This is a genomic window from Brevundimonas sp., assembly GCF_036402095.1.
In the GTDB taxonomy this organism is placed as follows: Bacteria; Pseudomonadota; Alphaproteobacteria; order Caulobacterales; family Caulobacteraceae; genus Brevundimonas.
Genome location: NZ_DASWTO010000210.1, coordinates 1 through 2,046, shown reverse-complemented (window position 1 = coordinate 2,046; position 2,046 = coordinate 1). Strand labels below are relative to the sequence as shown.

4 protein-coding genes are annotated in these 2,046 nt (G+C 73.4%); all 4 read left to right on the top strand.

What is annotated here, in order from left to right:
- A partial coding sequence (gene infA / locus VGD32_RS13950) for a translation initiation factor IF-1 (protein ID WP_331032483.1) occupies nt 1-139 on the top strand: 139 nt, incomplete at its 5' end.
- Nucleotides 140-148: 9 nt separating this feature from the next.
- The gene (locus tag VGD32_RS13945) at nt 149-730 is read left to right on the top strand and encodes a Maf family protein (RefSeq protein WP_331032482.1); all 582 of its coding nucleotides are present in this window, start codon (nt 149-151) and stop codon (nt 728-730) included.
- Complete coding sequence (locus VGD32_RS13940; RefSeq protein ID WP_331032481.1) at nt 727-1,743, top strand: RNA-binding protein; 1,017 nt, start codon at nt 727-729, stop codon at nt 1,741-1,743. The genes VGD32_RS13945 and VGD32_RS13940 overlap by 4 nt, the downstream gene beginning before the upstream one ends.
- 7 nt (nt 1,744-1,750) lie before the next feature.
- Nucleotides 1,751-1,915: a DNA gyrase inhibitor YacG gene (locus tag VGD32_RS13935; protein ID WP_331032480.1), complete on the top strand. Its 165-nt coding sequence runs from the start codon at nt 1,751-1,753 to the stop codon at nt 1,913-1,915.
- The last annotated feature ends 131 nt before the right edge of the window (nt 1,916-2,046 follow it).

Here is a 2,046-nt window from a genome sequence, read left to right as displayed (position 1 = left end):
GAACGACCACGAGATCATCGCCCACACCGCGGGCAAGATGCGCAAGAACCGCATCCGCGTGCTGGCCGGCGACAAGGTCCTGGTCGAGATGACGCCCTACGACCTGACCAAGGGCCGCATCACCTACCGCTTCAAGTAAGGACCGGGCGTGACCGCCCGTCCGGAACTGGTGCTGGCGTCGGCCAGCCCCCGCCGCGTGGAGCTGCTGGCGCTGGTCGGCGTCACGCCGGACCGCATCGAACCCGCCGACATCGACGAGACCCCGCTGAAGGATGAGACGCCGCCGCGCCTCGCCGCCCGCCTGGCGCGGAGCAAGGCGGCGGTGGCGGCCGGGCGTGCGCCGGAGGCCGTGGTGCTGGCCGCGGACACCGTGGTCGCCGTGGGCCGCCGGCTGCTGGAGAAGGCCGCCGACGAGGCCGAGGCCGTTCGTTTCCTGAAACTGCTGTCGGGCCGCAACCATCGGGTCTTCACCGGGGTGGCGGTGGCCGCGGGCGGGGTGGTCCGGCATCGCGTGGTCGAGGCGCGGGTCAGCGTCAAGCCGCTGTCGGACGCCGAGATCGCCGCCTATGTCGCCTCGGGCGAATGGCGCGGCAAGGCCGGCGGCTACGGCGTCCAGGGCCGGGCGGCCGCCTTCGTGACCCGCATTGTCGGCAGCTATACCGCCATCGTCGGCCTGCCGCTGCATGAGACCGTGAATCTGCTGGCCGGGGCCGGCTGGCGGGCGGAGTGAGCGGGGTCGAGGTCTTTCTGGACGATGGCCCCGGCGAGGTCCGGGGCGTGGTCGTCCGGGACGGCCGCTTCGAGCGATTCCTTATACAAAGAGAGAGCGATCCGCCGCAGCACCGGCTCGGCGCGGAGTCGGTCGGCCGGGTGATCGCCGTCGATCCGGGATTGAGGGGCGCCTTCGTCGATCTGGGCGCGCGGGAGCCGTTCGGCTTCCTGCCGCTGCGCAAGAGCGACCGCGTCTCGCCCGGCCAGAAACTCGAAGTCGAGGTCGTGGCCGAGCCGCGCGAGCACAAGGGCCCGACGCTGCGCCTGACCGGGGCGGGGGAGGGCGCGCCGGGGCTGCTCCGCCCGGGGCCGTCCGTGGCCGAGACCCTGGCGCAACTGGCCCCGGGCGTCGAGGCGCGGACCGGGGCGGCGGCGATCCGCGCGGCCCTCGAGGCGGAGGAGGAGGCGCTGGCCCCGGGCGGGCTGTTCGCCCACCTGGGCGTGCGTCTGGCCGTCGAGCGGACGCGGGCGCTGGTGGCGGTCGACATCGATCACGCCGCCGCGCCGGGACGGGACGGGCGGCGCGACAAGGCCCGCGCCAACCGCGACGGGCTGATGCAGGCCGCGCGGATGATCCGGCTCAAGGGCTGGGGCGGGCTGGTCGCCGTCGATCTGGTCGGGAGCGGGCATGACGGCGCCGCGACGCTGGCGGCCGCGAAGGCGGCGTTCGGGAGCGGGCGGGAGATCGCCTTCGGTCCGGTCAACCGCTTCGGCGTGCTGATGCTGTCCCTGCCGTGGCGGACCACGCCGGTCGACGAACGGCTGGACGGCGCGCCGGGGACCCGCGCCATCGACGGGGTGCGGAGGCTGCGGCTGGCGCTGGCGGAGAATACGGCGGCGCCCTATCTGACCCTGCGCTGCGCGCCCGCGGTCGCCCCCCTGGCGGAGCCGCTCGCGGCGCGACTGGGCCCCCGGGCGCGCGTGAAGGCCGATTCGGCGCGTTCGGGCGGCGTGGATATCGACGAAGGCTGATGTAGCGATGGCGACCTGTCCGACCTGCCGGCGCGCGCCGGCCGATCCGAAATACAAGCCCTTCTGCTCCAAGCGCTGCGCCGACGTCGATCTGCAGCGCTGGTTCGCCGGCTCCTACGTCCTGCCCGGGCCCGCCGACGAGACCCTGCCCGATGACGACGGCGAAGGCTGACAAGACCGCTGGACACCTGAAAACGGCTCGCCTATAGACGCCGCTCTCGCGAATGGACGCCTCGCCTGGGTAGCTCAGTTGGTAGAGCAGCGGATTGAAAATCCGCGTGTCGGTGGTTCGAATCCGCCCCC

Coding starts and splice junctions, on each gene's coding strand:
- VGD32_RS13935 (WP_331032480.1), top strand. CDS start 1,751: ATGGCGACCTGTCCGACCTGCCGGCGCGCGCCGGCCGATCCGAAATAC.